Annotated in this window: 28 protein-coding genes; 18 read left to right on the top strand and 10 right to left on the bottom strand. The window is 67.4% G+C overall.

The genetic code is table 11. The features are described from left to right. Positions 1-73 precede the first annotated feature (73 nt). The 4 genes from QLQ15_RS14965 to QLQ15_RS14950 form a co-directional block, all read right to left on the bottom strand. Positions 74-1048 (bottom strand): CBASS cGAMP-activated phospholipase, encoded by a 975-nt coding sequence (locus tag QLQ15_RS14965; protein WP_283213559.1) that lies wholly within the window; start codon positions 1046-1048, stop codon positions 74-76. 84 nt (positions 1049-1132) lie between these two features. Then, complete coding sequence (locus tag QLQ15_RS14960; protein ID WP_283213558.1) at positions 1133-2251, bottom strand: sterol desaturase family protein; 1119 nt, start codon at positions 2249-2251, stop codon at positions 1133-1135. Between the two features lie 43 nt (positions 2252-2294). Further along, the gene (locus QLQ15_RS14955; RefSeq protein WP_283213557.1) at positions 2295-3476 is read right to left on the bottom strand and encodes a phospholipase A; all 1182 of its coding nucleotides are present in this window, start codon (positions 3474-3476) and stop codon (positions 2295-2297) included. 77 nt (positions 3477-3553) lie between these two features. Next, positions 3554-4039, bottom strand: a complete 486-nt coding sequence (locus QLQ15_RS14950) for a DUF456 domain-containing protein (protein WP_283213556.1) — start codon at positions 4037-4039, stop codon at positions 3554-3556. A gap of 216 nt (positions 4040-4255) precedes the next feature. Between QLQ15_RS14950 and QLQ15_RS14945 the strand changes: the two genes are divergently transcribed. Next, a complete protein-coding gene (locus tag QLQ15_RS14945) occupies positions 4256-4465 on the top strand; it encodes a cold-shock protein (RefSeq protein WP_283213555.1) in 210 nt (69 codons plus the stop codon). Positions 4466-4548: 83 nt separating this feature from the next. Here the strand turns inward: QLQ15_RS14945 and QLQ15_RS14940 are convergent, their stop codons facing one another. The 3 genes from QLQ15_RS14940 to QLQ15_RS14930 all read right to left on the bottom strand — a co-directional run bounded on the left by QLQ15_RS14940 (position 4549) and on the right by QLQ15_RS14930 (position 6906). Next, positions 4549-5658, bottom strand: coding sequence for a M35 family metalloendopeptidase (locus QLQ15_RS14940; RefSeq protein WP_283213554.1), 1110 nt, complete (start codon positions 5656-5658; stop codon positions 4549-4551). A 175-nt stretch (positions 5659-5833) separates the two neighbouring features. Then, complete coding sequence (locus tag QLQ15_RS14935) at positions 5834-6328, bottom strand: glycine zipper 2TM domain-containing protein (RefSeq protein ID WP_283213553.1); 495 nt, start codon at positions 6326-6328, stop codon at positions 5834-5836. 143 nt (positions 6329-6471) lie between these two features. Continuing rightward, the gene (locus QLQ15_RS14930; RefSeq protein ID WP_283213552.1) at positions 6472-6906 is read right to left on the bottom strand and encodes a hypothetical protein; all 435 of its coding nucleotides are present in this window, start codon (positions 6904-6906) and stop codon (positions 6472-6474) included. 85 nt (positions 6907-6991) lie between these two features. Here QLQ15_RS14930 and QLQ15_RS14925 point away from each other — a divergent pair, with 85 nt between their 5' ends. Beyond that, on the top strand, positions 6992-7810 hold the full coding sequence (locus QLQ15_RS14925) for a tRNA threonylcarbamoyladenosine dehydratase (protein WP_283213551.1): 819 nt from the start codon (positions 6992-6994) through the stop codon (positions 7808-7810). Here the strand turns inward: QLQ15_RS14925 and QLQ15_RS14920 are convergent, their stop codons facing one another. Together QLQ15_RS14920 and QLQ15_RS14915 are read right to left on the bottom strand one after the other, a co-directional pair. Then, on the bottom strand, positions 7811-8581 hold the full coding sequence (locus tag QLQ15_RS14920) for a TatD family hydrolase (protein WP_283213550.1): 771 nt from the start codon (positions 8579-8581) through the stop codon (positions 7811-7813). It abuts the gene before it with no gap. Continuing rightward, complete coding sequence (locus tag QLQ15_RS14915; RefSeq protein ID WP_283213549.1) at positions 8582-8797, bottom strand: DUF6116 family protein; 216 nt, start codon at positions 8795-8797, stop codon at positions 8582-8584. It abuts the gene before it with no gap. Positions 8798-8960: 163 nt separating this feature from the next. On the opposite strand from QLQ15_RS14915, the gene QLQ15_RS14910 reads away from it, so the two are divergent. From QLQ15_RS14910 to asnB, 6 genes are all read left to right on the top strand, one after another. Beyond that, a complete protein-coding gene (locus tag QLQ15_RS14910) occupies positions 8961-9764 on the top strand; it encodes a glycine zipper 2TM domain-containing protein (RefSeq protein WP_283213548.1) in 804 nt (267 codons plus the stop codon). Between the two features lie 141 nt (positions 9765-9905). Continuing rightward, the gene (locus QLQ15_RS14905; protein WP_283213547.1) at positions 9906-11069 is read left to right on the top strand and encodes an acyl-CoA dehydrogenase family protein; all 1164 of its coding nucleotides are present in this window, start codon (positions 9906-9908) and stop codon (positions 11067-11069) included. Positions 11070-11082: 13 nt separating this feature from the next. Further along, positions 11083-11640, top strand: coding sequence for a GNAT family N-acetyltransferase (locus QLQ15_RS14900; RefSeq protein ID WP_283213546.1), 558 nt, complete (start codon positions 11083-11085; stop codon positions 11638-11640). After that, positions 11637-12287, top strand: coding sequence for a glutathione S-transferase family protein (locus QLQ15_RS14895; protein WP_283213545.1), 651 nt, complete (start codon positions 11637-11639; stop codon positions 12285-12287). Before QLQ15_RS14900 ends, QLQ15_RS14895 begins: the two co-directional genes overlap by 4 nt. A 61-nt stretch (positions 12288-12348) precedes the next feature. Further along, positions 12349-14616: a thiamine pyrophosphate-dependent enzyme gene (locus QLQ15_RS14890; RefSeq protein WP_283213544.1), complete on the top strand. Its 2268-nt coding sequence runs from the start codon at positions 12349-12351 to the stop codon at positions 14614-14616. 10 nt (positions 14617-14626) lie between these two features. Further along, positions 14627-16567: an asparagine synthase (glutamine-hydrolyzing) gene (asnB, locus tag QLQ15_RS14885; protein WP_283213543.1), complete on the top strand. Its 1941-nt coding sequence runs from the start codon at positions 14627-14629 to the stop codon at positions 16565-16567. 13 nt (positions 16568-16580) lie between these two features. Here asnB and ygfZ read toward each other — a convergent pair whose 3' ends face one another. Then, positions 16581-17459 carry a CAF17-like 4Fe-4S cluster assembly/insertion protein YgfZ gene (ygfZ, locus tag QLQ15_RS14880; RefSeq protein ID WP_432277821.1) on the bottom strand — a complete coding sequence of 293 codons (879 nt, stop codon included), beginning with the start codon at positions 17457-17459 and terminating at the stop codon, positions 16581-16583. On the opposite strand from ygfZ, the gene QLQ15_RS14875 reads away from it, so the two are divergent. The 10 genes from QLQ15_RS14875 to lolD all read left to right on the top strand — a co-directional run bounded on the left by QLQ15_RS14875 (position 17406) and on the right by lolD (position 24202). Next, positions 17406-17654 carry a DUF1674 domain-containing protein gene (locus tag QLQ15_RS14875; protein ID WP_432277820.1) on the top strand — a complete coding sequence of 83 codons (249 nt, stop codon included), beginning with the start codon at positions 17406-17408 and terminating at the stop codon, positions 17652-17654. The genes ygfZ and QLQ15_RS14875 overlap by 54 nt on opposite strands. A gap of 60 nt (positions 17655-17714) precedes the next feature. Then, the gene (sdhC, locus tag QLQ15_RS14870) at positions 17715-18110 is read left to right on the top strand and encodes a succinate dehydrogenase, cytochrome b556 subunit (protein ID WP_283213540.1); all 396 of its coding nucleotides are present in this window, start codon (positions 17715-17717) and stop codon (positions 18108-18110) included. After that, a complete protein-coding gene (gene sdhD, locus QLQ15_RS14865; protein WP_432277819.1) occupies positions 18107-18502 on the top strand; it encodes a succinate dehydrogenase, hydrophobic membrane anchor protein in 396 nt (131 codons plus the stop codon). Before sdhC ends, sdhD begins: the two co-directional genes overlap by 4 nt. A gap of 4 nt (positions 18503-18506) precedes the next feature. Continuing rightward, positions 18507-20297, top strand: a complete 1791-nt coding sequence (sdhA, locus tag QLQ15_RS14860; RefSeq protein WP_283213539.1) for a succinate dehydrogenase flavoprotein subunit — start codon at positions 18507-18509, stop codon at positions 20295-20297. Positions 20298-20312: 15 nt separating this feature from the next. Next, on the top strand, positions 20313-21095 hold the full coding sequence (locus QLQ15_RS14855; protein WP_283213538.1) for a succinate dehydrogenase iron-sulfur subunit: 783 nt from the start codon (positions 20313-20315) through the stop codon (positions 21093-21095). A 64-nt stretch (positions 21096-21159) separates the two neighbouring features. Continuing rightward, entirely contained in the window at positions 21160-21582 is a 423-nt protein-coding gene (locus tag QLQ15_RS14850) for an MAPEG family protein (protein WP_283213537.1), read from the top strand. Next, a complete protein-coding gene (locus QLQ15_RS14845) occupies positions 21567-21833 on the top strand; it encodes an FAD assembly factor SdhE (RefSeq protein WP_283213536.1) in 267 nt (88 codons plus the stop codon). Before QLQ15_RS14850 ends, QLQ15_RS14845 begins: the two co-directional genes overlap by 16 nt. Next, positions 21784-22233 (top strand): YgfX family protein, encoded by a 450-nt coding sequence (locus QLQ15_RS14840; RefSeq protein ID WP_345782426.1) that lies wholly within the window; start codon positions 21784-21786, stop codon positions 22231-22233. The genes QLQ15_RS14845 and QLQ15_RS14840 overlap by 50 nt, the downstream gene beginning before the upstream one ends. Positions 22234-22239: 6 nt before the next feature. Then, positions 22240-23484 (top strand): lipoprotein-releasing ABC transporter permease subunit, encoded by a 1245-nt coding sequence (locus QLQ15_RS14835; RefSeq protein ID WP_283213534.1) that lies wholly within the window; start codon positions 22240-22242, stop codon positions 23482-23484. Beyond that, positions 23477-24202: a lipoprotein-releasing ABC transporter ATP-binding protein LolD gene (gene lolD, locus QLQ15_RS14830; protein WP_283213533.1), complete on the top strand. Its 726-nt coding sequence runs from the start codon at positions 23477-23479 to the stop codon at positions 24200-24202. The genes QLQ15_RS14835 and lolD overlap by 8 nt, the downstream gene beginning before the upstream one ends. The last annotated feature ends 47 nt before the right edge of the window (positions 24203-24249 follow it).

Raw genomic sequence — 24249 nt, 5'->3', positions numbered from 1 at the left:
GGTTGGGGTGAGGGCCGGCGAAGCGACTGCATCGACGTTCCGTTACAGAAGGGCGCCGACCGGGGATGCCGAACTACAGCTTCGCCACCAGCCCCGCCAGTTTCTTCCGCGTCTCCGCCTGCAGGAGATAGGTGCGCGCCATCGATTCCAGCGCGGCGATGTTCGTCGCGCTGACATCGTCCAGGTCGTCCAGTCCGGTCAGCAGGTCGGCCTGCAGGCGGAAGTAACCGTCGCCGACCAGGTGTTGCGCGATGTAGTCCACCGCATCGGTGTTGCCGTCGAACAGCACGTCGATGATGGGGATGGCCCATTCCACCGCGCCCCATTCCTGCGCGGATTTCAGGTCGATGGGACGGTTGCGCTGGCCCGTGCCCACCGAAAGCACCACCAGGTCCTGCGCGCTGTCCACGCGTGCGTCCTTGCGCAGTGCCTCGGCGATGGCGCACGCGGTGGGATTGTTGGCGACCACGCCGCCGTCGATCATCGAACGCGCCCGCCCTTCGACCTTCATGGCGAACGCAGGGAAGTAGGTGGGTGCGGCCGACGAGGCGCGGCACACTTCCCACATCGGCAGGTTCGCGTGTTCGGGCTTGAAGCTCTTGAACACGATGGGCTTGCGTTCGATGGTGTCGTAACTGGTGACCAGCAGCGGCTTCTTCGCCTGGCCTAGCGTGGTGGCGCCGAACACCTTCTTCAGCACCTTCTCCAGCCCCTTCGCGTCGTAGCGCGGCGCAGACACGCCCTGTGTGAACAAACGCGTCGCCCGTGACCACAGGCGGTCGGCCATGCCGGGGAAGATCAGATGGCGATTGCTGCGGTAGAGCTCGGCCAGTTGTGTCGGCGGCAGGCCCATGGCCAGGCCACAGGCGACGATCGCGCCCGTGGAGCTGCCGGCCAGCAGATCGAACTGCTTCAGCAGGCCGGGCTTGCCGCCCTGGGCGAGGGCGTCTTCCACGCCTTCCAGCCAGAGGCAGCTGACCAGCCCGCGGATGCCACCTCCGTCCAGCGAAAGGATGCGGCGCATCTTCATCACGGCGTCTCCCTGCATGCGATCTCCCGGAACCAACGGGAGACATGATCGCCCAGAGGCATCGCACCGGCTGCGACCGGCGGCACGGCCGGTCGCAGGAACTCAGGCGACGTGGTCGTCCCAGGTCTTGCGCGAGAGAAAGGGCATCACGTGCTGGCGCAGGATGCCGCGCGGCACCGTTTCCAGTTTCATCACGCCGTACTCCTCCGGCCATGCCGGCTCCGGCGGCAACTTGAAGGTGCCCATCAGCATGTCCACGAGCGGCAGGTGGATGGCGTAGTTCACGTCGATGTAGTCGCGGTGCCGGGCGTGGTGCCAGTGGTGGTAGCGCGGCAGCACCAGCACGTATTCCAGCCACCCGAAGCGGATGCCGAGGTTGGCATGGGCCAGCACGGCCTGCAGGCCGACCAGGATCACGTACGCGTTCACCGCCGAAGCCGAGAAGCCCAGCACCAGCAACGGCAGCATCACCGCACTGCGCGTGAGCACGATCTCCACCATGTGGATGCGCGAACCGGCCAGCCAGTCCATCTCGCGGCTGGAGTGGTGCACGGCGTGGAAGCGCCAGAGCCACGGCGTGTTGTGGTACGCACGATGCAGCAGCGCCTGCGCCAGGTCGGCGACGAACACGGCGATCAGGAACTGCGCCCACACCGGCATCGACTGGATCAGCGCCTTCAGCGAAGGGAACGCGGCCAGCGTGGCCACGGTCGACGTCGATGCGGTCACCAGGATGAGGATGAACTGCACGAGCACGTGGCTCAGGAAGAAATACGTCACGTCGGTGCGCCAGCCCGGACGCAGCGGCGAGACAGCGCGCTGTCCGAGGTAACGTTCCAGCGGCACGAACACCAGCGCCGAGAAGAACAGCGAAATGACGAACCAGTCCAGGCCGAGCGAATAAGGCGTCCGCCCGATGGCATCGAACTGCACGTTGGTGCCGCCCAGCAGCACCGCCATCGTGGCGCTGCCCACGCCCAGCAGTGCCACCCGGCGATTGCGGTCGCGCAGGATCGCCACGGTGCCCATGCAGAATGCGGCCACCAGTCCCACGAGCAGCAGGTGCCGCGCGAACACTTCACTGTAGACGGTGCGGAACTCCTTGCTGGTCAGCAGTTCCGGGAAGTGGAAGCACAGCACCGCGAACAGGCTGAGCGTTCCCAGCAGCGCGGCCGAATAGGCGAAGAACGAGCGGCGGGGGCGGTCGAGGGGCGGGGTCATGGACATCCTGTCGTTGATGGGCCGGGTCGAGGATACCGGGGGATCAGTACCACTCCAGCAGCGAAATTCCCAGGCCGATGTAGGTCGCGCGGTGGTTGTAGTCGATCAGGCTCTCGCCGTAGCCGTCGAATATCTGCACGTGGCCGCGCAGGCTGTTGTGGATCGGGAAGCCCCAGTCGAGCTGCACGGCGCCGTGCGAGCGGTCGCCGCCGCGCAGCGAATGCCGGCCCATCAGCGAGAACTGGTGACCGCCGTAGGTGTAGACGACCGTCGCATCGCCGCGACCCACGTAATCCTCGATGTCGGCGTTGTTGTCGTCGCTCGAGCTCTCGTTCACGCGCCACCAGGGACGCACGACCACCGCCCAGTTGTCGCGATCCAGCCCGACCATGCCGACCACGCGGTTCCAGCTGCGCGAGAGCGGGTCCGCGCGGCCATTGGACTGGTGGTTGACGCCGATGCCGAGCAGGCGGCCGTTCCAGCCGGCCAGGCGGTAGTTGGTGCGGAAGGTGAGCATCACCTCCGGCTCGTAGTTGGTCTCGCGGAACGGGCGCGAGGTGTCCGGGCTGTAGACCTGCCAGCGCGAGCTCTGCGTGTAGGCCATCCACAGGTCGCCGTTGTCGCCGAAGATGTTCTCCCAGGCCTTGGTCTTGAAGCTGATCTGGAACTTTGCCTCCAGCGCGTCCACCGGTATCGGTGCGTCGACCGTGTTGTTCGGGTTGGGTGAGATCGGTGTCTCGTTGGGGGTGCTGCTCCAGAACGCGGGCAGCAGGTACATCGGCTTGTAGGCGCGGAAATTGAACACGCCCAGCTTGGAGTCCTTCGCCAGTTCCCAGCGGCTGTCGAGCAGGGAGCCCTTGCCCGCGTTGGCGATCGCGGTATGCAGTGGGTCTTCGTGCGGGTACACGTCGCCGCCGCCGCCGGCCGAAGGCGCTGGCGGAGTCGCCTCGGGGGCGACCTGTTCGGCCAGCTCCAGGTTCTTCTGGATGGCCTTGGCTTCCTTCGCCGCGATGTCCGCGCCGCGCGTGTCGCGTGCGTTCCGACCCAGCGCCGCGTCGTAGCAGGCGAGGCGATCGGCATCGGCGGTGATCGACACGCACGCTTCCGGCGTGGCGGGTTTGGCCGGCACCTGGGCGGACGCCATGGCCGGCGTCGAGAGCAGGGCGACCAGCAGGATTTCCTGCTTCAGGCGGATGTGCGGATGCAGCGGGGCGGGTGATGGCATGCGTGACTCGTGGGGGGCGAACGCAGGGGGCGCAGTTTGACACCGGTGCGCCGGGTCGTTGATGAACTTCGCGGCGGTCAGAACCACCAGGCGAACGCGAACAGTCCGAGCATCGCGAACGCGAGCCCGATCTTGAGCACCACGCCGAGCGCGATGCCGAGCCAGGTACCGAAGCCGACCGTGGCGGCACGTCGCACTTCGCGTCCGTGGATGAGTTCGCCCACCAGCGCACCCACGAAGGGGCCGACGAACAGCCCGACCAGTCCGAAGAACAGGCCGGCCAGGGTACCCAGCAGTGCGCCGGTGACTGCCAGCCGGCTGGCGCCGACGCGCTTGGCGCCGAGCGACGTCGCCAGCAGGTCGATGCCCAGCGAGAGCACGGTCAGAAGGCCCAGTACGACCAGTGGTATCCAGCCCACCCGCTGGAAGTCGCCGGCCCAGGCGGCCAGCAGCATGCCGATGAAAACCAGGGGGAGTCCGGGCAGGGCGGGGAGCACCGTGCCGGCGATGCCGACGAGGATCAGGATGCCCGCCAGGACGTAGTAAAGCGCCTGTAAATCCATGCGTTCTTGCCCCCTTCCGACGGGCACTTTGCCCCGATTGCATTTTCACCCAGCGCGGGGTACCGTGCGGGCGCTGTGTTTGCCAGGGTCACCGTGAATCGTGGCCCGATGCGGTTGATCATCGATCCGCTACATCGTTGCACCTCGCTTCCTCCTTGCAACCAGCACGCGACCGTCGCGTTTTCAACCAGCAACGTTCCAAGGAGTAAGTCAACAATGTCGAACCGTGAAACCGGTACCGTCAAGTGGTTCAACGATGCGAAGGGCTTCGGCTTTATCAGCCGTGAAAACGGCGAAGACGTGTTCGTGCATTTCCGCGCGATCCAGACCCAGGGCTTCAAGAGCCTGAAGGAAGGCCAGAAGGTTTCCTTCACGGTCGTCCAGGGTCAGAAGGGTCTGCAGGCCGACGCCGTCCAGCCGCTTTGATTGCTGCTCGAGGCGATCGCGCGAACCGCGCGATGTGCTTGTGAAAGCCCGGCGAATGCCGGGCTTTCTTTTTGTGCCGCCGGTCAGTTCTGCGCCGGTGTGTTCTCGGCGAAGTACTCGTGGTTGTCCGCGTTGTCGAGCGCCGCTGCGGGATTCGTCGCCGCCAGGTTCCGCGCACCGGTCTGGCCGTATACGACGTCGTCGGTACCGGCGACCGCGTTGAAGTGGCTCATCTCATGGATCAGGGTGCCGGCCTTCGAGTCGGTGCCGGTGAGCGGCGCGTTCCAGAAGGCGCGGCAGACGAAGATCTCGTAGGGCCGCGTCGGGTAGACGTAGGCGTAGTAGCTCTGGTTGCAACCGCAGTTGATGGTGACCTCGCCGTTGCCCTGGTCCATGGCCGTGTCGATGGCGGCGAAATGCTGGCGCGCGGTCGTGTATCGCTGTGACGTGTAGGCGCCGAACCAGGTGCTGTAGCGAGCGCCCACCGTACCTGCGTTGAGATACCCCTTGCCATTCTCCGAATAGCCACGCGCAGACGAGATCGCACTTCCCAGCGTGTCGATCTGGGTCGTGCTGCAACTCTTGTACGTCACGCCGTTGACCACGGTTCCGCCGGCGCCGGGCTTCTTCGCGTTCACGGCTTCGGTGCGTTGCGCGCCGAGCTGATCGTTCCCGTCCACCCACAGGCGCAGTGTCTCGCTGCGTGCCGTCATCGGCAGACCATTGCCCTGGCGCAGCATGCGGCCGTTCGACAGCGACGCATGCTGCAGCGGCATGTTGAAAGTGACCAGGTAGTCGCCGCTGCGCGCCAGGTCGTAGGTCGCGGTGAGGTCGACCACCGCGCGTCGGGTTTCGCCGGGACGCAGGATCGCGAAGTCGGATGCCTGCGGCAGCCCGCGCTTGATCAGCGGCCCTTCGTACGGCACGGGTTCGCCATCGCGAGCGACGGTGAACTGGCGGGCCTCGGGAGATTCCGATGGCAGTTGCCATTGCGGCAGCCGCACGGTGTGGCGGCTGGTGTTGGTCACGGTGACCTCGACCGCACCGAGGAAGCCGCTGCCGTTGCCCGGAAGGGCGACCATGCTGACGCGCAGCGGATTCGTCGTGGCGTCGGGAAGTGCCGCGTTCGTTGCGGCGATGGCGCCGACCAGCACGGCGCCGGTGGCGAGGGCATGCACGACGGGGTTCTTCATCTCTGGTCCTTCAGACGCCCGGGGGCGATTCCTGGATGGCGCGTGGTCCGACATTTAGCGCGGGGCCGGGTGAGCGCGGCGTCATGCTGCGGTGCGCAAAGGCCGTGGGTGCGGCCCAGAAAACGACGGCCCGCGTGAGCGGGCCGTCGGAAACATCGAGTGCCGGCGCTGAAAGCTACTGGGCCCAGGCCCGCCCGTTGTAGACGCGCACGTAGGTACCCTCGCGGATGCCATCCAGGTCCTTCTGGGTCACCACGGTGGTGCGGCCGTCGTTCATGCGCACATAGACGTTGAAGGCCGCGCTGTTGGTGTTCTTCTGGATGGCATTGCCAGCCACCGCGCCGCCGACCGCACCCGCGGCCGCGGCGACGTTCTGGTTGCCCTTGCTGCCGCCGGTGTGTGCCGAGATCTCGTGGCCGGCGACGGCGCCGACGATGCCGCCGAGGATGGCGCCTGTCGCACTGGGCGCGCTGCTGCCCGTGGCAACCTGCTCGATGCGGGTCACGGTGCCGCAGTCGTAGCAGTTGGCGGGCGTTCCGCCATAACTGCTGCTTCCGCCGTAGCTGGGGGACGGCGCGCTGCTGTAGCCGGGCGACGACGTGGCGCAGCCGGCAAGCGCGAGCGTGAGCGCCGCGGCAATGCCAGGCAGACGCAGGTTCTGGATGTTCATGCGCGACTCCTGTGGTGGAGAGGTGGGCGACGGGGTTGCCCGTCGCCGTGCGTCCACGCTAGATGCGCCCAGGTGAACTGCCCATCAACGCGCTTGACGCGCCTTGCGGTGGCGTTCACCTGCGCGGGAGTGCGCCGGAAAGCTCAGCGGAAGTCCTGATGACAGGCCTTGCAGGCATCGCCGATGTCCTTGTTCGTGGTGCCGACGCCGGCGCAATTGAGTGGCGGGCTGGCCAGCGCCGAATCCAGGCGCGCGCGCAGATGGCTGGCGTGATCGGCGAAACGCTTGTCGTCGGCCAGGTCGGGGAAGGCGGACTCCAGATCGTCCGCCATCGTGCGCAGCGCCTTGAGGTTGGGCAGGATGTCCGTCGCCGCGCAGCGGTTCTGTTCGACCTTGCGCTTGAGCTGGCCCAGATGCCACTGCTGCACGTGCATCACGCTCTCGGGGAAGTGGTCCTTGCGTGCCTGGATGGCGCGCACCGCCATCACGGTGGCGACCACGCCGATCACCAGGCCGACCAGGAACAGGAACAGATACTTCGTGGCGTTGCTGCGCGAACCACTGGGCGGGGTGCTCATGCCTGGCCTCCGTTCAAGAATGCGCAGCACGATAGCACGCACATTTGCGGTGGAAGCCACGTCCGCGCGCATACAATGCCGCCCCATGGATACCGCAGTTTCCCTCGACCCAGCCTGGCTGGAACGCTTCGCCGGCGTCGACCGGCTGTATGGCGCGGGTACCGTCGCGCGACTTTCGACCTGCCGGGTCGCCGTGGTCGGGATGGGCGGCGTGGGTTCGTGGGTGGCCGAGGCGCTTGCGCGCACTGGCGTGGGCCATCTCACGTTGATCGACGCCGATGACCTGTGCGTGTCCAACACCAACCGCCAGTTGCCCGCGCTCGCCGGACAGTACGGCCGCGTGAAGGTGGAGGCGATGGCCGAGCGCAGCCGCGCCATCAATCCGCTGATCACGGTGGAGGCCATCCCCAGTTTCGTCACGCCGACGAACCTGGAGGAAATGCTCGACCGCGGTTTCGACCTGGTCATCGATGCCTGCGACAGCTTCCGCACCAAGGTGGTCATGGCGGCCTGGTGCCGGCGCCGCAAGTTGCCGCTGATCGTCGTCGGCTCCGCGGGCGGGCGCACGGACCCCACGCTGGTGCGCGTGCGCGACCTCTCGCGGACCGAACACGACGCGATGCTCGCGCTGGTGCGCAAGAAACTGCGCAGCGAGTTCAATTTCCCCAAGAACACCGACCGCTACTTCGGCATCTCGGCGATCTATTCGCTTGAGAACGTGAAGTACCCGCAGCCCGACGGCACCGTCTGCGGCCTGCGCCCGCAGGTATCCGGCGATGCCGCGTTGAAGCTGGACTGCGGTGCCGGCCTGGGGGCGGCCACGCACATCACCGGCACGTTCGCGTTCGCGGCGGTGGGGCGCGCGCTGGAATTGCTGCGCAAGCCGCGGGCCGCGGCCGGCTGATCACGCAGACAGGGCGAACAGCCTGCGGGCGTTCTCCGTCGTGGTGGCCGCAATGTGCTGGGCGGATTCGTCGCGCAACTGCGCGACGGTGCGCAGCACTTCCGTGAGTCGACCGGGTTCGTTGCGCTGGCCGCGGATGCCGGCATCGGGCTGATCCGGGGCATCGGTCTCCAGCAGCAGGTATTCCAGTGGCATGGTCGCCACCAGACGGCGCAGTCGCTGCGCGCGGTCGTAGGTGATCGGGCCGCCCAGGCCCAGCAGGAAACCCTCGCGCCACAGTTGCCGTGCCTGTTCCTCGCTGCCGGAATAGCTGTGCACCACGCCACGCAGCCTGCCGACGCGGCGGATCGATGCGATCACCGCATCCACCGCGCGACGCGCATGCACGATCACGGGCAGATCGAATTCGCGCGCGAGCCGCAACTGTCCTTCGAAGAAGTGCTGCTGGCGTTCGTGGTCCAGCCCTTCGACGAAATAGTCCAGTCCGCATTCGCCCACCGCGACGGGGCGTTCGCTCTCGATCCACCCGCGCAGTTGCGACAGGTGTTCGTCGCGGTGCGAATCCAGGTACATCGGGTGCAGCCCGTACGCCGGATGCAGGCCATCGCCGGCGGCACAGATGTCACGCAACTTCGGCCAGCCGGCGGCATCGACGGCCGGCACGACCTGATGCGTCACGCCTGCCGCGCGCGCACGTGCGATGACGTCGTCGCGGTCCGGGTCGAATTCGGCGGCGTCGAGGTGGCAGTGGCTGTCGACCAGCATGTCCACTCAGCGCGGCGTGGTCGGCGGAGCCGGGAGTTCCTTGCGCTTGCGCCAGCCCGCCAGGAGCAGGGTGCCCAGGCCCAGCAGCAGTTCGTCCGCAAAGGGGATGAAGTCGGGCACGACCAGGTCCAGGGCGAACAGCGCCGCCGTCACCAGGAACAGGCGCGGGAAGCTCAGCTTGCCCAGGAAGGAGAGCAGGGGGGCGGTGAGTGGGTTGGCCATGGCAGATGCAGTTTGACGGCGGTCTCACTGACGCTAACACGCCCCCTGAACCAGTTCACAGTCGCGACAGCTTGATGTTAAAAAATCGGCAGCCGTTCAGCTTTCCAGTGGTCGAATGGCACCATCCAACCACCGCGGGATCGTCCCGCTGCAGAGGCTCACAATGAACAAGAACATCCTCGCCGTTGCTCTGGCCTCGCTTCTCGTTGGCGGCGTTGCAGTTGCCGCCTTCAACAGTTTCCGCGGCCATGACAATGCCCAGACGGCACTTTCGTCCGACCCGGCCGCACAGGGCCAGGACGTCGCTGCCGACGGTGCGATCGCCTCGGGCAACGTGGAATACGCCGACGTGACCAACGTCAAGGCGATCTCCGAGAAGGAAAAGCAGTACGCCACGGTCCTCGGTTCGGACGCGATCCGCGAGACCAGCACCACCTCGACCCCGCATGAAGTCTGCGAGGACGTCGTCGTGCAGGAACGCGCGCCGGAACGCGACGGCAACGTCGGCGGCACGGTCGCGGGCGCGGTCATCGGGGGCCTGCTGGGCAACCAGGTCGGTGGCGGCAACGGCAAGAAGGCCGCGACCGTGGGCGGCGCCGTCGCCGGCGGCTTCATCGGCAACCAGATCGACAAGCGCCACGTCGGCGGCAAGGTCACCAGCCGCACCGAGCGCCAGTGCCACACCGCTTCGTCGACGTCGCAGTCGACCAAGGTCGTCGGCTACAACGTGACCTTCCGCAACCCGGACGGCACCACCGGCACCATGCGTACCGACAGCAAGCCGGGCAGCCGCATCCTGCTGGGCGAGGACGACAAGGTGGTCGGCTATGACGTCACCTACCGCTACAACGGCCAGGAGCAGACCATCCGCATGGAAGACCGTCCGGTGAACAACCGCCTGCCGGTCATCGACGGCCAGGTCGTCACCCAGACCGCTTCGGCATCGGCCGGTACGACCCAGGGCTGATCCACGCCGTACATGCAGCACCCCGACGGGGCCGGAGCGATCCGGCCCCGTCTGCATTTGCGGGGCTGCAAGCGTTTACGCGGCTTACCCCGGCTGCGCACGCCCCGTACAATGGCGGTCTTTCCCCCAGTCGAGTGCGCCATGGCCCTGCATCCGTACGACCTCTACGACGTCCGCTCCCTGCTCAGCGAAGAGGAGCGTGCCGTACAGGACACGGTGGCGCGGTTCACCGACGAGCGCGTGATCCCGATCATCGGCGATGCATTCGACCAGGGCCGCTTCCCGAAGGAACTGGTCGCCGAGATCGCCGAACTGGGCCTGCTGGGCTCCTCGCTGCCCGAGAAGTACGGCTGCGCCGGCCTGAACGCGGTCAGCTACGGCCTGATCTGCCAGGAACTGGAACGTGGCGACAGCGGTATCCGCAGCTTCGTCAGCGTGCAGTCGTCGCTGTGCATGTACCCCATCTACGCCTACGGCAGCGAAGAGCAGCGCCAGCGCTGGCTGCCGGACATGGCCGCCGGCAAGGTCATCGGCTGCTTCGGTCTGACCGAGCCGCACGGCGGTTCCGACCCGGCCAACATGAAGACCAATGCCAAGCGTGACGGCGGCGACTGGGTCCTCAACGGCTCCAAGATGTGGATCACCAACGGCAACCTGGCCGACATCGCCATCGTGTGGGCGCAGACCGACGAGGGCATCCAGGGCTTCATCGTCGAGAAGGGCATGCCCGGCTTCGCGGCGCAGGAAATCAAGCACAAGATGAGCCTGCGTGCGTCCGTCACCAGCTCGCTGTTCTTCGACAACGTGCGCGTGCCCGATGCCAACCGCCTGCCCAACGTGAAGGGCCTGAAGGGTCCGCTGGGTTGCCTCACGCAGGCGCGCTACGGCATCACCTGGGGTCCGATCGGTGCCGCCATCGCGTGCCTGGACGAAGCGCTGAACTACACCAAGGAACGCATCCTGTTCGATCGCCCCGTCGCGGCGACGCAGAGCGCTCAGATCAAGATGGCCGAGATGGCGCGTCGCATCACGCTGGCGCAGTTGCTGGTGGTGCAGCTGGGTCGCCTGAAGGACGCCGGCAACATGCAGCCGGCGCAGGTCAGCCTGGCGAAGTGGAACAACTGCCGCATGGCCATCGACATCGCGCGCGAATGCCGCGATCTGCTCGGCGGCGCCGGCATCACCACCGAGCACGCCGCGATCCGTCACGCGCTGAACCTGGAGTCGGTGATCACGTACGAGGGCACCGAAACCGTGCACCAGCTCGTGATCGGCCGCGAACTCACCGGCATCAACGCGTTCTGATCAGGGACCGGCGATGCAGCTCGGTCCCTCCCTCGAAACGCCCCGCCTGATCCTGCGGCCGCCGCAGGCCGGCGATTTCGAGGCGTGGGCGGCGTTCAAGGCCGATGCGGAAGCCACGCGCCACATCGGCGGGATCGAGCCGCGTTCGGCCGCCTACCGCAGCTTCGCCGCGATGGTCGGCGTGTGGTACCTGCAGGGCTCCGCGATGTTCTCGGTGATCGAGAAGGCCACCGGCGAATGGGTCGGCCGCGTCGGCCCCTGGCAGCCGGAAGGCTGGCCGGGTACCGAGGTCGGCTGGAGCATCGTCCGCGACCGCTGGGGCCGGGGCTACGGGCCCGAGGCCGCGGTCGCGGCCATCGACTGGGCGTTCGACGAACTGCACTGGAGCGAGGTGATCCACACCATCGCTCCGGACAACGTCAATTCGAAGGCCGTCGCCGCCAAGCTCGGCTCGACATTGCTGCGCGTGGGCCGCCTGCCGGCACCGTACGACACGAAGGACATCGAGATCTGGGGCCAGTCGCGCGGGCAGTGGCTCGCGCGGCGTGAACGCCAGCAACCCAAGGGATGACGCGCATGATCACGGTCTACGGCTATTCCAGTTCCGGCAACTGCCACAAACTGCGCCTGCTGCTCACCCAGCTTGAGCGCGAGTTCAAGTGGGTCGAGGTCGACAGCACCGTCGGCGAGACGCGTACGCCGGAATACCTGGCGAAGAACCCCAACGGCAAGGTGCCGATGATCGAGCTCGACGACGGTCGCGTCATGACCGAATCGAACGCGATCCTGTGCTGGCTGGCCGAAGGCACGCCGTACTGGGGGGGCGACGCATGGCAGCGCGCACAGGTCCTGAGCTGGCTGTTCTTCGAGCAGTACAGCCACGAGCCCTACATCGCCGTCGCACGTTTCGTGCGTGGCTGGACGCCCCTGGATTCGCCCCGCCGCGCCACGCTGCCGCAACTTCGCGAGCGTGGAAACCAGGCGCTGGCCGTGATGGAGCAGCACCTGAAGTCGAACGAATGGTTCAACGGCGAGGCTTACGGCATCGCCGACATCGCGCTGTTCGCCTACACCGACGTGGCGGGCGAGGGCGGCTTCGACCTGTCTGCCTACCCGGCCGTGCAGGCCTGGCTGGAGCGCGTGCGGCAGACGCCGCGTTTCCTTGCGATGCCGTCGCCGCCGGTCGAAGCCGCTTCGCGACTTGCGCTGCCCGACTGACCCCGAACACCCATCCCCCGGTCGCCGGCCTGCGCAGGCGACGAAGCAAGCACGAGCGCCCATGTCCGCGATTCCGAATCCGATTCCCGCACGCATGAAAGGCCTGAACCGGGCCGAGATCTGCGACGTCAACTTCACCGAGTTCGTGAAGGCCTGGGCCGGTCGCGCCGATGCGCGCCCCGCACCGGGCGATGCCATCCTCGACGGCAGCACGCTCGACGCGCGCGGTTTCCGCGAGCTGTTCGAATCGCAGCTGGTCAGCCGCCACCTGGACCTGATGGCGCGCGTGCTGCGCGTGCAGAACAAGGTTTTCTACACCATCGGTTCCAGCGGCCACGAAGGCAACGCGATGGTCGCGCGCCTGACGCGCCATACCGATCCGGCGTTCCTGCATTACCGCTCGGGCGGCTTCATGGCCGAGCGCTTCCGCAAGCTGCCGGGCATGGATCCGATCATGGATTCGGCGTTGAGCTTTGCCGCGAGCAAGGACGACCCGGCCTCCGGCGGCCGCCACAAGGTGTGGGGCAGCAAGCCGTTGTGGGTGTTGCCGCAGACCTCGACCATCGCCTCGCACCTGCCCAAGGCATTGGGCACCGCCGTCGCCATCGAAGCCGGCAAGCGTCTGGGACATGCGTTGCCGATTCCCGACGACAGCATCGCCGTGTGTTCCTTCGGTGATGCGTCCGCCAACCATGCCACCGCGCAGACCGCGTTCAATGCGGCCGCGTGGACGGCCTACCAGAAGCTGCCCGCGCCCGTGCTGTTCGTGTGCGAGGACAACGGCATCGGCATCTCGGTGAAGACGCCCGGCGGCTGGATCGCCAACCGCTTCCGCAACATGGATGGGCTGGATTACTTCGCCGCCGACGGCCTCGATCTGGCCAGCGGCTACGGCGACGTGCAGCGCGCCGTCGAGCATTGCCGCACCACGCGCCGACCGACGTTCCTGCACCTGCGCACGACCCGCATCATGGGCCACGCCGGCACGGACTTCGAGATCGAATGGCGTTCGATCGAGGAGCTGTGCGCGGTGGAGGCCACCGATCCGCTGCTGCGTTCGGCGGCGATCGCGCTGGAATCGGGCCTGATGTCGAAGGACGACGTGCTGGAGCTGTACGAAGCGACGCGGAAGAAGTGCTTCGCCGCCGCTGAGGAGGCCGATCGCCGCCCGAAGCTGGAACGGCTGCAGGACGTGATCGCGCCGCTGGCGCCGTATACGCCGGCGAACGTGCAGAAGGAAGCCGAACGCGCCGATTTCGCGCCGCGTCGCCTGGAGGTTTTCGGCGGCGAGGCGAAACTGCCGGAGAACCAGCCGCCGCGCCACCTCGCCATCCAGATCAACAACGCGCTGCACGACCTGTTCGCCAAGTATCCCGAGACGCTGCTGTTCGGTGAGGACGTGGCGCAGAAGGGCGGTGTGTACACGGTGACCAAGGGGCTGCAGAAGGCCTTCGGTCCGCGCCGCGTGTTCAACACGCTGCTCGATGAGACGATGATCCTGGGCATGGCGCAGGGTTTCGCCAACGTCGGCCTGCTGCCGATTCCGGAAATCCAGTACCTGGCGTACTTCCACAACGCCTGCGACCAGATCCGCGGCGAAGCGGCGTCGCTGCAGTTCTTCAGCAACAACCAGTACGCCAACCCGATGGTCGTGCGCATCGCGGGCCTGGGCTACCAGCGCGGTTTCGGCGGCCACTTCCACAACGACAACTCGATCACCGCGCTGCGCGACATTCCGGGGCTGGTGGTGGGATGTCCCTCGCGCGGCGACGATGCGGCGACGATGCTGCGCACGCTCACGGCGCTGGCTAAGGTGGATGGCCGTGTCAGCGTGTTCCTGGAGCCCATCGCGCTGTACATGACCAAGGACCTGTACGAACCCGGCGACGGCCAATGGCTGACGTCGTATCCCAAGCCCGATGAGGCGATGACGCTGGGCGAAGGCCGCGTGTACGGCGAAGGCAATGACGACCTCGTCATCTTCACCTACGGCAATGGCGTGCCGATGAGCCTGCGCGCCGCCCGCACCATCGAAGGCAAGCACGGCTGGAAGGCGCGCGTGGTCGACCTGCGCTGGCTGGTGCCGCTCAACGAGACCTACATCCGCGAACAGGCGAAGACGGCCAAGCGCATCCTCATCGTCGACGAAGGCCGCCATAGCGCCGGCGTGGGCGAGGGCGTGCTCACCGCGATCGCCGAAGGCGGTTACGGCGCGCGTCCGTTCCAGCGGGTGGTGGGCGTGGACACGTACACGCCGCTCGCGGGCGCCGCGTTCCTGGTGATTCCGTCCGACGACGACATCGTCGCGGCGGCCGACCGTCTGGCCTGAGCCCGAACGCATGTGCGGACTGGCCGGTCTGTTGCGCCCGACCCCGGACCTCGACGCCGGGCGCCTGACCGCGCTGGCCGGCGCGATGGGCGATGCACTGGAACACCGCGGTCCCGACGATCGCGGTGTCTGGGTGGATGACACCGCCGGCATCGCGCTCGCGCATCGCCGGCTGAGCATCCTGGACCTGTCGCCGCTGGGCCATCAGCCGATGGCTTCGGCCGATAATCGTTACGTGGTGGCCTACAACGGCGAGATCTACAACTTCGCCGAACTGCGCGAAGTCCTGGTCGCGCGCGGGCATGCGTTCCGCGGTCATTCCGACACCGAAGTGCTGCTGGCCGCGGTAGTGGAGTGGGGCATCGAAGACACCGTCGCGCGCTGCAACGGCATGTTCGCCATCGCACTGTGGGACCGCGAGGAGCGCTGCCTGTGGCTGGCGCGCGACCGCGTGGGCAAGAAGCCGCTGTACTACGGCTGGGCCGGCGACACGTTCGTGTTCGGCTCCGAGCTGAAAGCGCTGTGGCGGCATCCTGCGTTCGACAACGGCGTCGATCCGGATTCGCTGGCATTGCTGTTGCGGCTGGACTACATCCCCGCGCCGCACGCGATCCATCGGGATACCTTCAAGCTGCTGCCAGGCGCGCTGCTGCGCATCGACGCGGCGGCCGTTGCGCGCGGTGCCGGCGCGCACGATCCGCATCGCGACCAGCGCCGCTACTGGGATCCACGCTCGCGCATGCAGGCGGCGATCGCATCGCCGTTCACCGGCGACGTGCTGGAGGCGGAGAACCGCCTGGACGAACTGCTCCGCGACGCAACGGGTTTGCGCATGGTCGCGGACGTGCCGGTGGGTGTGTTCCTGTCAGGCGGTACGGACTCCTCCGTCGTCACCGCGCTGATGCAGGCACAGAGCCGGCATCCGGTGCGCAGTTTCACCATCGGTTTCGAACGCTCGCACCACGACGAGGCGCACCTGGCGCGTGAAGTGGCCGAACATCTGCACACCGAGCACACCGAACTCTACGTCAGCGGCGCCGACGCGCTCGCGGTGGTCCCGACCTTGCCGGCGATGTTCGACGAACCCTTCGCCGACGCGTCGCAGGTGCCGACCGCGCTGGTCGCGCGCCTGGCGCGAACGGCCGTGACGGTGGCCCTGTCGGGTGACGGCGGCGATGAACTGTTCTTCGGCTACAAACGCTACGAACGCGCGCTGCGCAACTGGGGCTGGCTGCGCCGCATTCCCGGGCCGCTGCGCCGGGCGCTGGCGCGCGGCGCGCGCGAGCACGGCGAGGCCTCGCGCACCGGCGGTTTCGCGGCGCTGGCGGCGGAGATGGATGCACGCGGCATCGGCGAGGTGTACCGCCAGCGCATCGCGCGCTGGCGCGACCCGGCCGCGGTGGTGCCCGGCGCATCGCTTCCGCACACGCTGTACGACGAACCCGATCCCCTGCGCGGCGCCGGCACGCCGGCCGACGCGATGATGCTGGCCGACTTCAGCGTCTACCTCCCCGAGGACCTGCTGGTGAAGGTCGACCGGACCAGCATGGCCGTGAGCCTGGAGGCGCGCGCGCCGCTGCTGGACTGGCGCGTGGCGGAGTTCGCATGGTCCTTGCCGCTGGTGTTCAAGCGCCATCCCGACGGCAACAAACACCTGCTCAAGCGTGTGTTGCGGCGTTACCTGCCCGATTCGATGGTCGATCGCGGCAAGCGCGGTTTCGGTGCGCCGGTCAGCGAATGGCTGAAGGGCGACCTGCGCGAATGGGCGTCGTCATTGCTCGATCCCGCGCGCCTGCGCGCGGAGGGGCACCTGGACGCGGACGCGGTGAACGGCCTGTGGCAGGCGTTTCTGGCGGGCGAGCGCAAATGGCACACGCACCTGTGGAACGTGCTGATGTTCCAGGCCTGGCACGAACACTGGCGGCGTGAGCGTTCGGGTCAGGAGTCCTGATCCCGGGCCGGGATCACCTGGCAAGGCCGCCCAGCAAGGCGCGTTCGTGTGCCGACGTGGTGCCCACCAGAAGCGGCGACGCTTCGCGATCGATCGGCATCACGGCCAGCGCGAGCGCATGCGGACCGTCGTTTCCGCTGGCGACGGTCTTGCCCAGCGCGAGCGGTCCGGCGTGCACGTCCGCGCCGGCGTCCAGTGGCATCTCCGATTCGAGCAGAACCAGGCCTCGCTTGGCCTGCCCGAGGAAGTGCGTGCGCGCGACGATTTCCTGTCCCGGGTAGCAGCCCTTCTTCACGCTGAAGGCGCGCAGCCGATCCAGCGAGAGTTGCTGTGGCGTCCAGTGTTCCGCCTGGGAGGCCGGCAATCGGGGCAGCCCGTGGAGGAGATCCTGCGCGTGCCAGCGGGCAGCGGCGTCGGCGTCGTCCGACAGCGCGCCCTGGGGAGCGCCAATGCGCAGCGTGCGTGCGCCGCCGGCGCCGGAGAGGTCCAGCTCGAGGTCGTCCCGGGCGTCGTCGCCCGCGAATCGTGCGCCGGAGGCCACGGTCGGCGCGGCGAACGCGCCCGTCACCTGAAGGTCGTCACGGACCTCGATGGCCACCTTGGCCCGGAATACGAAGCGCTTGAGCGCATCGCGCACGGCGGTGGGCTCGGCGTCGGGCAGGACCAGCCAGATCGCCTCATCCGACCGTTTCAGCACAGCAAACAGCGCGATCACGCGCCCTTTGGGCGTCAGCCATCCGCTCCATTGCCACTGGCCGGGCTCGAGCAGCGCGACGTCGTTCATGAACTGCGCCTGCGCAAATGTCGCCGCATCGCGACCGATCAGCGTGATCAGGCGATGGTCGGGCAGGGCGAAAACCGCGCCGGGCGCGGCCTGCGGGTTGTCATACATGGGGGGCGGGAATTAACATTCAGCACCGTGATGATAGGCCAAACCACTCCCGTCGAAGCGCCCGAAGCGCCCCCGACACCGGAGCCGCCGCCGGCCGCGGGCGACATGAAGGCGCAAGAGTTCGGCGGGCGTGAAGGCCCCGAACCCACCCGCTACGGTGATTGGGAAAAGAACGGCCGCTGCATCGATTTCTGACGCGTCACCACGCATCCCCGCCACGCGGCGCAGCCGCCCAGCCGAGAGAACGCCAAGTCCATGGCGAATCGCGAACGTCCCTTGTCACCGCATCTCCAGGTCTATCGCTGGCAGGTGCAGATGGTGACTTCGATCCTCCACCGCGCGACCGGCGTCATCCTGGTCGTCGGCAGCCTGATCGTCGCCTGGGGGCTGCTCGCCCTGGCTGCCGGTCCGCAGGCGTGGAGCATTTTCACTGCGTTCACGCGTTCGGCGATCGGTTTCCTGATCCTGTTCGGCTGGAGCTGGGCGCTGGCCTTCCATCTGATCAACGGCATCCGCCACCTCGTGCAGGACGCGGGCTACGCCTACCGGATCGAAGCCTTCGTGCGCAACAGCTGGATCTCGATCTTCGGCAGCCTCGCGCTGACGGTGCTGATCTGGGTGATCGCGATGATGCAGCGGGGTGGCGCATGAGCATGCACAAGCCCCGCCTGCGCAATCCGCTGAAGAGTGCCCGTGGCCTGGGTTCGGCGAAGGACGGCACCGGCCACTTCATCGTCCAGCGCATCACCGCCATCGCGCTGGTGTTCCTGTCGATCTACGCCGTCGGCCTGATCGTCTCGCTGATCGGCGACGACTACGCCAGCGTGCGCGCGACCGTCGCGCATCCGTGCAACGCGATCCTGCTGGTCGCCTTCAGCATCGCGATGTTCTGGCACGCCAAGCTGGGCGTGCAGGTGATCATCGAGGACTACGTCCACACGCCGTTCTCGGCAGGCGCGCTGCACCTGCTCAACATCTTCGTCTGCGCACTCGCGGCCATCGCCAGCGTGCTCGCCGTCGTCCGTATCGCGCTGGGAGCCTGACGCCGTGCCCGCCTACAAGATCCACGAACACACTTTCGACATGGTGGTGGTCGGAGCCGGCGGTGCCGGCCTGCGCGCCACCTTCGGCCTGGCCCAGAAGGGCCTGAAGACGGCCTGCATCACCAAGGTCTTCCCGACGCGCTCGCACACGGTCGCGGCGCAGGGCGGCGTGGCCGCCGCGCTGGCCAACATGGGCGAGGACGACTGGCGCTACCACTTCTTCGACACCGTCAAGGGTTCGGACTGGCTGGGCGACCAGGACGCGATCGAGTACATGTGCCGCGAGGCCATCCCGGCGATCATCGAGCTGGAGCACTACGGTGTTCCGTTCTCGCGCACCGAGGACGGCAAGATCTACCAGCGTCCGTTCGGCGGCATGACCACGCGTTACGGCGAAGGTCCGCCGGCGCAGCGTACCTGCGCCGCGGCCGACCGCACCGGCCACGCGATCCTGCACACGCTGTACCAGCAGTCGCTGGCGCACGACGCGCAGTTCTTCATCGAGTACTTCGCGCTCGACCTGATCATGGACGCCAACGGCGCCTGCCGCGGCGTGCTCGCGCTCGACATGGCCGAAGGCACGCTGCACCTGTTCAAGGCGCAGGGCACGGTGCTGGCGACCGGCGGCTACGGCCGCGCGTACTTCTCCGCGACCTCGGCCCATACGTGCACCGGCGACGGCGGCGGCATGGTGCTGCGCGCCGGTCTGGCGATGCAGGACATGGAGTTCGTGCAGTTCCACCCGACCGGCATCTACGGCGCCGGCTGCCTGATCACCGAAGGCGTGCGCGGCGAAGGCGGCATCCTGCGCAACAGCAACGGCGAGCGCTTCATGGAGCGCTACGCGCCGAGCGTGAAGGACCTCGCCCCGCGCGACATGGTCAGCCGCGCGATGACGATGGAAATCCGCGAAGGCCGCGGCGTGGGCGAGCACAAGGACCACATCCTGCTCGACCTGACGCACCTGGGCCCGGAAGTCATCCACGAGAAGCTGCCGGGTATCGCCGAATCGGCCCGCATCTTCGCCAACGTGGACGTCGAGAAGCAGCCGATCCCGGTGATCCCGACCGTGCACTACAACATGGGCGGCATCCCGACCAACTACCACGGCGAAGTGGTGCAGCTGAAGAACGGCAATCCGGACGAAGTGGTGCCGGGCCTGTACGCCATCGGCGAAGCCGCATGCGTGTCCGTGCACGGCGCCAACCGCCTGGGCTCGAACTCGCTGCTCGACCTGGTCGTGTTCGGCCGCGCCGTGGCCAACCGCGCGGCCGAGACGGTCAAGCGCGACGGCAAGCAGGCCACGCTCGCGTCCGACGCCTGCGACCAGGCGCTGGCGCGTCTGGACAAGCTGCGCAACGCCAATGGCGGCACGCCGACGGCGGTCATCCGCGACAAGATGCAACGCACGATGCAGGCCGACGCGGCCGTGTTCCGCACTGGCGAGACGCTGTCCGACGGCGTGAAGAAGATGCGCGAGATCCACGCGTCGTTCGCCGACGTGAAGGTGAGCGACCGCTCGCTGATCTGGAACTCGGACCTGATCGAGACCTACGAGCTGTCGAACCTGCTCGACCAGGCGCTGGTCACCATTGTCTCGGCGGAGAACCGCACCGAGTCGCGCGGCGCGCATGCCCGCGAGGACTTCCCGGATCGCGACGACGCCAACTGGCAGAAGCACACGCTCTGCTCGGTCGACGAGAGCGGAAAGACCCAGATCGACTACCGCCCGGTGCACATGTACACGTTGACCGACGACGTGGCCGTGGTCCCGCCGAAGAAGCGCGTGTACTGACCGGAGCGAGCAACCGTGGCCGAATTTTCACTTCCCAAGAACTCGCAGATCCAGAAGGGCCGCCACTGGGCGACGCAGGGCGCCAAGCAGCCGCGCACCTTCAAGGTCTACCGCTGGAACCCCGACGACGGCATGAACCCGCGTGTGGACACCTACGAGGTGGACATGGCGACCTGCGGTCCGATGGTTCTGGACGCGCTGATCAAGATCAAGAACGAGATCGACCCGACGCTGACGTTCCGCCGTTCGTGCCGCGAGGGTATCTGCGGTTCGTGCGCGATGAACATCGACGGCACCAACACGCTGGCCTGCACCAAGGCCATCAGCGACTGCAGCAACGGCGAGGTGCCGGTCTATCCGCTGCCGCACATGCCGGTGGTGAAGGATCTCGTCCCGGACCTGACGCACTTCTACGCGCAGTACGCCTCGATCAAGCCCTGGCTGCGCACGCAGAGCCCGTCGCCGTCCGATCGCGAGCGCCTGCAGTCGCCGGAAGACCGCAAGAAGCTCGACGGTCTGTACGAGTGCATCCTGTGCGCGTGCTGCTCGACCAGCTGCCCGAGCTACTGGTGGAACGGCGACCGCTACCTCGGCCCGGCGATCCTGCTGCAGGCCTACCGCTGGATCATCGACTCGCGCGATGAGGACACCGGTGCCCGCCTGGACGATCTGGAAGACCCGTTCAAGCTGTACCGCTGCCACACCATCATGAACTGCGCCCGCACCTGTCCGAAGGGACTGAACCCGGCGCAGGCGATCGGCGAGATCAAGAAGCTGATGCTGGCCCGTCGCGCCTGAGTGGCGCGACCCCGCGGACCACCGGAAGGGCGCACGCGAGTGCGCCCTTTTTTCCAGGAGCGACATGGATACCAAGTCGATCTTTCTTCCCGCGTTGGCGATGGTCGCGCTGACCTTCGTGGTGTGGGTGCGCATGTATGTCGTGCGCATCGGCCAGATGCGGCGCGAGCGCATCCATCCGCAGTCGATCGCGATGTCCGCGCAGGTCGCGCAGCGTCTGAGCGACACGCGCGCATCCGACAATTTCCGCAATCTGTTTGAACTGCCGGTGCTGTTCTATGCCGCGCTGGCCGCAGCGGCGGCGACGGGGCAGGGGACCGGGGCGGTGCTGGCACTGGCATGGTTGTTCGTCGCGCTGCGCGTTGTGCACAGTGCGATCCAGTGCGGTTACAACAAAGTCATGCACCGTTTCTGGGCCTACATCGCCGGCGCGCTGGTGCTGTGGACGCTGTGGGGCGCGATCGCGTTCGGATGGTGGAGCCGGTGAGCGAGCAGATCGAACGCGAACTCAGTCGCCTGCGCTGGCGGTGCCGGCGCGGCATGCGCGAGCTCGACCGGCTATTCGAGCGCTACCTCGACCGTGCCTGGCGGCAGGCATCCGACGCCGAACACGCGGTTTTCCTACGGTTGCTGGAAATCGAGGACGATAAGCTCTGGCACTGGTTCATGGGGAACGACACACCGACCGATGCCGACCTCGCCGACCTCGTCGCACGCATCCGCTCCCTGCCGCCTTGAGTGGCGCCCCTCGCGCTGGCTCATGTGCGCGCTGGTCATGCTCGGCCTGCTGGGCGCGATCTCCCTGCTCCTGAGCGGCATGCCGTGGCCGGCGTCCATTCCGCTGGCGTTGCTGGCGGCCGGGCAGGGCATGTGGGCCGCGCGGCGCGAGTGGACACGTTCGCCCGTGTGGCTAGTGATTCCGGCATCCGGCCAAGCCACCCTGGGCGGGCATCCGCTCCACGACTGGGATCTGCAGTGGCGCGGGCCGATGGCATTCCTTCGCTTTCGTGGCCAGGACGGCCGCAGGCAGCACCTCTCCTGGTGGCCGGACACCCTGCCACCTGCCGCACGCCGTGAACTGCGGCTGGCCGTTCCGGTCCAAGGCCCTGCGCGTTCACCGGCATCGATGGCATCCTAGTCCGCTATGTTCAAACCCATCCCAGTCGCCATCGGCCTGCGCTACCTGCGCGCCAAACGCCGCAATGGCTTCATCTCCTTCATCTCCCTGGCCTCCATCGCGGGCATCGCGCTCGGCGTAACGGCGCTGATCACCACCCTGGCGGTGATGAGCGGCTTCCAGCGCGAGATCCGCGACCGCATGTTGCAGATGGCCGCCCACGCCACCGTCAGCGCCTACGGCGAACCCCTCGTCGATTGGCGGCACGCGGTCGACCAGGCCATGGCCGACAAGCGCGTCGCGGGTGCCGCTCCGTACATCGAGAAGGAAGCGCTGCTCTCCGGTGCGCGCAACCAGCCTGCGATGGTGCGCGGCGTCGTACCGGAAGAAGAGGGCCGGGTATCGGTGCTCGCCGAGAAGATGGTGCAGGGCAAGCTTGATTCGCTCGCGCCGGGCAACTTCAACATCGTGCTGGGCAAGGAGCTGGCGCTGTGGCTCGGCGTCGGCGTGGGCGACAGCGTGGTGATGACCACCACCGATTTCCGCAGCACGCCGCTGGGCGCGGTGCCGCAGCTCAAGCGCTTCACCGTCAGCGGCATCTTCGAAGCCGGCTACAACGACTTCGACAAGGGCCTGGCCGTGGCCAACATGCACGACATGCAGCGCGTGCTGCGCATGGGCGACGGCGTGACCGGCGTGCGCCTGAGGCTGCACGACATGGACAAGGCCTGGGACGTGGCGCGTGACCTGGCGGTGTCGCTGGGCGGCCCGTTCCGCGTCAGCGACTGGACCAGCGAGAACGCCAACATGTTCCGCGCGCTGAAGATGGAAAAGACCATCATGGCGATCCTGCTGTCGCTGATCATCGCGATGGGCGCCTTCAACCTGGTGTCCTCGCAGGTGATGCTGGTCACCGACAAGCAGGCCGACATCGCCATCCTGCGCACGCTCGGCCTGACGCCGCGCGGCGTCTTGCAGGTGTTCGTCGTGCAGGGCACGCTGATCGGCGTGATCGGCACCGTGATCGGCGTGATCGGCGGCATCGTGCTCACGCTGAACCTGGAGCACATCCTCAAGGCCATCGAGGCGGTGCTCGGCGTGGCGTTGCTGCCGGAGGACGTGTACTACATCACCGGCCTGCCGACGGACCTGCAGCCCAGCGACGTGATCATCATCGCGGCGGTCGCGCTGGCGATGGCGTTCCTGGCCACGATCTATCCCGCTTGGCGCGCCGCGCGCACGGCCCCGGCGGAGGCGCTGCGTTATGAGTGAGCCCGTGATGGAAATCCGCAAGCACCAGGGCGAGGCCATCCGCGCCGAAGGCCTGGCCATGACCTACTCGGAAGGCAAGCTGCACACGCCGGTGTTCGAGAGCATCGACCTGTCGGTGCAGTCGGGCGAGACGGTGGCGATCCTCGGCGCGTCCGGCGCCGGCAAGAGCACCTTGCTGCATCTGCTGGGCGGCCTGGACACACCCACGGCGGGTGAGGTGTTCGTCGCCGGGCAGAAGATGAGTTCGCTTTCCGATGCGGCGCGCGGCGCTCTGCGCAACCGATCGCTCGGTTTCGTCTACCAGTTCCACCACCTGCTGCCCGAGTTCACTGCACTGGAGAACGTGATGCTGCCGGTGCTGCTGTCCGGCGCGCCGGTGCCGGAGGCGTCGAAGCGTGCGCAGTCGTTGCTGGAGTCCGTGGGCCTGGGCCATCGTCTCGAACACAAGCCGGGCGAGCTCTCCGGCGGCGAACGCCAGCGCGCTGCCGTGGCGCGCGCGCTGGTCAACCGTCCGGCCTGCGTGCTGGGCGATGAACCGACCGGCAACCTCGACGAGAAGACCGCCGGCACGGTGTTCGAGCTGATGCTGGCGCTCAATCACGAGCAACACACCAGCCTGGTGCTGGTCACGCACGACCGTCGCCTGGCGCGACGGCTCGACCGCGTGCTGGAACTGCACGAAGGCAAGCTGCGCGAGCTGGACCCCAGCGAGGTCTAGCCAGTGCACGACGCGGCACGGACGCCGCTCCTTGGAATCCCCTCTGC

This window comes from Lysobacter stagni (genome assembly GCF_030053425.1).
Classification (GTDB): domain Bacteria; phylum Pseudomonadota; class Gammaproteobacteria; order Xanthomonadales; family Xanthomonadaceae; genus Lysobacter_J; species Lysobacter_J stagni.
Note: the sequence above shows the minus strand (reverse complement) of the source record. Positions and strands in the feature narration are given on the sequence as shown.